3 protein-coding genes are annotated in these 5,204 nt (G+C 61.8%); 2 read left to right on the top strand and 1 reads right to left on the bottom strand.

What is annotated here, in order from left to right; genetic code table 11:
* Together EN781_RS25100 and EN781_RS25095 are read left to right on the top strand one after the other, a co-directional pair.
* A partial coding sequence (locus EN781_RS25100) for an HlyD family type I secretion periplasmic adaptor subunit (RefSeq protein ID WP_127400424.1) occupies positions 1-763 on the top strand: 763 nt, incomplete at its 5' end.
* A gap of 499 nt (positions 764-1,262) precedes the next feature.
* Positions 1,263-3,569 carry an AGE family epimerase/isomerase gene (locus tag EN781_RS25095; protein WP_126055890.1) on the top strand — a complete coding sequence of 769 codons (2,307 nt, stop codon included), beginning with the start codon at positions 1,263-1,265 and terminating at the stop codon, positions 3,567-3,569.
* Positions 3,570-4,353: 784 nt separating this feature from the next.
* On the opposite strand, the gene EN781_RS25090 is transcribed toward EN781_RS25095, so the two are convergent.
* Positions 4,354-5,204, bottom strand: an 851-nt coding sequence (locus EN781_RS25090) for an aminotransferase class III-fold pyridoxal phosphate-dependent enzyme (protein WP_127400423.1), incomplete at its 5' end; no start/stop codon positions are given.

Here is a 5,204-nt window from a genome sequence, read left to right as displayed (position 1 = left end):
GGCACTTGCTTCGAAGGTCGTCTATCTCTCCGAGTATCAGGAACTGGTAGGCCTTCAGCAGGATCTCAACCTGCAGCAGAGCCGGCTGCGCGAAGCCGACGCAGCCATCGCGTTGCTGAAGGAAACGAGGGAAAAGACCGCCGCGGAGTACCGGCGCGCGACCTATGAGGCACTCGCAAAAGCCGAGCAGAGAGCTGCGAGCACCGGGCAGGAAGTGATCAAGGCAGAGCGGCGCACGAAGCTCCAACAATTGACCGCGCCGGTCGATGGCGTTGTGCAGCAACTCGCCGTTCATACGGTGGGAGGTGTGGTGACGCCTGCTCAGCCACTCGCCGTGGTGGTTCCGAGTGAGAGCCATCTCGAGATCGAGGCCATGCTCTCCAACCGAGACATCGGTTTCGTCCATCCGGGACAGAAGGCGGAAATCAAAGTCGACACATTCAACTTCACCCGCTACGGGCTTCTTCATGGTGAAGTGCTCAGCGTGTCATCCGACGCCATAGTTCGCGACAGGCAGCAGAGCGCGTCGAACGACCGCGCGTTGGGCGCAGCGCAGAGCGACAGTGAGCCGAGAGATCAGGAACTGCAGTATGCCACGCGCGTTTCACTTGACCGTACGGACATGCAGGTGGATGACAAGCTCGTCAAGCTCGGTCCGGGTATGGCGGTGACGGTCGAGATCAAGACTGGCACGCGCAGTATCATTGGCTATTTCCTCTCGCCGCTGGCGAAAACCAAGCAGGAATCATTGCACGAGCGGTAAAAGGGCAGGCTTCCAGCCGACGAACCTTTGTCCCTGCCATTGTCAACTCGAGCCACGTGGCGTCGGGTAACAATGAAGAAACAGCAGTCGCCAGGAAGAGCGCGCCAAGGCGATCCGAGCCGGAATTGACGCTTGTTTGCCGGAGCTAGCCAGGCGCCCGAAACGCCCTTCGTCCGGCAGGAACGCACGAGACACCCCTCTGCGCTGGCGGCGGACATGCTCCTGTTGGATAGGTGGGTGAGAAATCAGGGCTTTAGGGCTACCCCCAATTCATCAAGGGCTCTTGGGCACGGCTGCGTGCTAGGATCAGCCCCCGCATGTGCGGAGGGGAAACCGTGGCCCTGAACGTAGTCGGCCAAGCCAGACCGAACACATTCGCCTTCGAGACCAGTGCTGTCGCCGGAGCGACGTCGCGAGATGTTCGAGGCTCTCGATCCCGTGCTGCGCCGCAATCCAGAAGTCGGAGCCTACAACCAGACTTTCTGAGAGGAACTGGAGCATGCCGGACCGGATCGTAAGTTTTGTCATGAGCGGGGGCGTCGGATCACGGCTGTGGCCGCTCTCGCGCGAAGACAATCCCAAGCAATTCCATGACTTTTCGGGCGACGGCTCGATGCTTGCAAAAACTGTTCGACGCCTCAAGATGCGGCCGGACGGTGAGGCGCCGATCTACCTGATAGCTTCGGAACGGCATGCCGACCGCGTCATTTCGGATATCGGTGCGCTCGGCCTGAACGGCGGCAGACCGATTTTCGAGCCCATCGGACGCAATACGGCCGCGGCGGTCGCAATAGCCACCCTGCAGACAATCTCCGAACATGGCGTCGACGCGCTTGTACTGGTGGTGCCCTCCGACCACGAGATATCGACCGAAAAGCAATTCTGGGAAACCGTCGAAGCGGGCATGCCTGCCGCGGATTCAGGAAGCATTGTGGTATTCGGCATCAAACCGACGCATCCCGAAACAGGGTACGGCTACATAAAGGTTAAGGTTGCGGCAAATGGTGACGGAGTGGCCGCCGTTTCGCACTTTGTCGAAAAGCCCAATATCGAGACGGCCCGCAAATATGTGTCTTCGGGAAGGTTCTACTGGAACGCCGGCATCTTTCTGTTTCGTGCCGACACGATGCGGAAGGCATTTCTCGACCTCCGGCCGGACATCTGGGACACTGCGGAACGGGCCCATAAGACCGCACGGGCCGACCTCTCAGGCATTTATTTGCCTCAGGGCTTCTACTCGACCGTCCCGTCGACATCGATCGACTACGCGGTCATGGAGCATGCACGCGGTATCGCGATGGTTACGGCTTCCTTCCGCTGGAACGACCTTGGTTCGTGGCAATCGCTGCTCGAAGCCAGCCCGACGGACCGCGACGGAAATGTCGTAGCGGGCGACGTCGTCGCCATGGATTGCGGCAGCTCCTACCTCAGAAGCCAGGGCAGGCTGCTGACCGTCATCGGAATGAAGGATGTGGCGGTGGTGGCGACCCCGGACGCAGTGTTCGTCGCTCCGGTCACCCACAGCCAGAACGTGAAGAAGGTTGTCGAACAGTTAGAGAAGAGCGGACGCCTCGAGACGAAGTTCACGGCGTCGGAAGACCGCGTCATAATCAGCGGATCATGGCGAAAGCGCGTCGAGCACTGGCTCTTCAACGAGACGCTGCCGCTGTGGTCCACTGCAGGTGTCGACGATGTGCATGGCGGCTTCCACGAGGCTCTCGGTTTCGATGCAAGGCCGTTAGGCAAGCCCAAGCGCATGCGGACGATGGCTCGCCAGATCTACGCTTTCGCGGTCGCCAAGGAACGCGGCTGGGCCGGACCGGCCGACAGGCTCATCAGCCACGGCATCGACTTCATCGCGAAATACGGTCGCACCGACCGCGGCGGCTGGGTTCGCAGCCTCAATTCCAACGGCAGCGTGGTCGACCCGGTGGAGGACGCCTACGACCATTCCTGTGTGCTCCTGGCGCTTGCCCATGCTCATCGATGCGGCGATCGGGATGCCTTGCGGCTTGCTCAAGAGACATTTCATTTCATCGACACCCATCTCGAGGACGGCTGCTTGAACGGCTTCCTGGAGAGCCCTGGCTGGAGTGGGGTGCGGTTCTCGAACCCGCATATGCACATGCTGGAATCCTTCCTTGCCTGGTATGGCGTCACCGGCGACCGCAGCTACCTGCGTCGGGCGGCACGCATCATCGATCTTTTCCGGAGTCACTTCTTCGACCAGGAGAGCTGGACGCTTGGCGAACGCTTCGATGTCGACTGGCTGCCGCTGCCTGGAGACGACGGTCAGTGGACCGAACCGGGGCACCATTTCGAATGGGCCTCGCTCCTTGTCGATTTCACGCGGGCAAGTGGGCAGAAAGACTTGGCAGTCTACGCAAGGAAGCTCTATTCGTCGGCGATCGCCAGCGGATTGAACCGGGCCACCGGTCTGGCTTATGCGGCCGTGTCGCGGCAGGGAATGCCCTTCGACCGGCTCTCTCGCAGTTGGCCGCAATGCGAGGCCGTCAAGGCGGCCATCGCCCTGGACGGCATTGGCGGGCCTGATCTGAAACCCGAGATCGAAGCTCGTGTCGCCCGCCTCTTCCGATGGCATATCGATCCAGCACCGCTTGGCTTGTGGGTTGACAGGATTGACGAGCGCGGAAGGTCAGTGGCGACGGAGGTCCCCGCGAGCATCTTCTACCATCTGGTAACGGCGTTGATGCAGTACCTGGACAAGACCGAAGGGCAGGTAGAGCCCTTCCCGCTCCCGGGGTCCGATGCAGGCGGCCCCACTCGGACGCAGGTCTACGGTTGATCAAGGATCGGCCGTTCGTCGGATGGCGGAGGAGACGTCCAAATCCGACGAACTTTCCCTACTCGCGCGCAAGGGTGAGACGATGACACGCGTGCAACGCGCTGCCGATGGAATGGCGGGTCCGTCGCACGGCGCGGCGTTGAACACCTGCAGGGCCGGCGATGCGGGGCGAGTCGCCGATTGTCGAAATGGCAGCCAGCTGAAACCAAAGTCTTCCAAGGAGCCTGGAAGCGCGGCTGCCAAGAGATGCCGACGCCGAATGGCGAGGCAGAGGTCAAATGCGCGGTATGCAATCCCACCCATCGCTACGATCCGGACTTCGCTTTCAAGCGGGTCAAGGCCGAGGCCCACATCAGGGATGATCCGGTTGCTACCCCTGCTTCGTCCATATGGATGTGTTTCGCCTGTTTCAGCCGAAGTTTATATTTCTTCGCCAGCCGGTTGCCGTTTCCTCAGGCAACGCCGGTAAGGCTCGGCTCTCTGTCATGTGAACGACAAGAGCGCGCCGGGCCGCAAAACGTCCGCGATCACGCCACAGGCACCGACGGATTGGCTGGTAGCTTGTTAGGGCGGTGGATTTTTTGTTCGCCTGGCCGGCGCCATATACCCCACCCAAACACGCCCAATGTGGCGCCGGCCACCTTCCACTGTGTCAGAAGTCCCGGACGGCGGCACCAATTTGACTCGCCAACGCCTGACTAAAAGCCCAGGGTGCATCGTCACTGGCCATTGAACGGGCGCTGAGAATGAGCGCTCGCTTATGACGGGTATGCTGACGGGTTTTTCAGCCCTGCGGCCGAACCTGCGGCAGGGCGGCGTCGAGCGACCGCTCGAACGCATCGACCAGCGTATCCAGCTGGGGCTCGGTGATGATCAGGGGCGGGCAGAAGGCGATGGCGTCGCCCATGTTGCGCGAAATGACGCCATTCTGCTGCAGGAACCCGTTGACCAGCACACCGAGGGCGGCAGGCTTGCCCCATGGCGCCTTGCTCGCCTTGTCGGTGACCAGCTCGACGGCGGCGATCAGGCCAACGCCGCGCACCTCGCCGACCAGCGGATGCGAGGCCAGCCTGCGCAGCCTTGCCTGCAGATGCGCGCCGATGGTGCGCGCGTTGCCGACGAGGTCGCGTTCCTCGATCAGCTTGATATTCTCCAGCGCGACGGCCGCGGCGACGGGATGGCCGCCGCCGGTGAAGCCGTGGCCGAAGGTGCCGATGCGATCGCTTTCATCGGCAATCGGCTCGAACACCTTGTCGTTGATGAGCAATGCCGAGATCGGCAGATAGGAGGAAGAAATCTGCTTCGACAGAACCATGATGTCAGGCTTGATGCCGAAGGTCTGCGAGCCGAACATCTCGCCGGTCCGGCCAAAGCCGCAGATGACCTCGTCGGCAACGAGCAGGACGTCGTATCTCGACAGCACGGACTGGATCTTCTCCCAATAGCCGGCGGGCGGAACGACGACGCCGCCGGCGCCCATGATCGGCTCGCCGAAGAAGGCGGCGATGGTCTCCGGTCCCTCGGCAAGGATCAGCGTCTCCAACTCGTCGGCGAGACGGCTGGAGAACTGCTCTTCGCTCTCGCCCGGCCTGGCATCGCGCCAATGGTGCGGCGTCGACGTGTGCAGCACATTGG

Origin of the sequence: Mesorhizobium sp. M4A.F.Ca.ET.090.04.2.1, from assembly GCF_003999085.1 — a bacterium.
Classification (GTDB): Bacteria; Pseudomonadota; Alphaproteobacteria; order Rhizobiales; family Rhizobiaceae; genus Mesorhizobium.
The sequence above is the reverse complement of the archived record's forward strand: the minus strand, read 5'-3'. Positions and strand labels throughout refer to the sequence as shown.

What these genes read in the sequence shown, in the direction of transcription:
- EN781_RS25095 (WP_126055890.1), top strand. Translation starts at nt 1,263, where the DNA reads ATGCCGGACCGGATCGTAAGTTTTGTCATGAGCGGGGGCGTCGGATCA.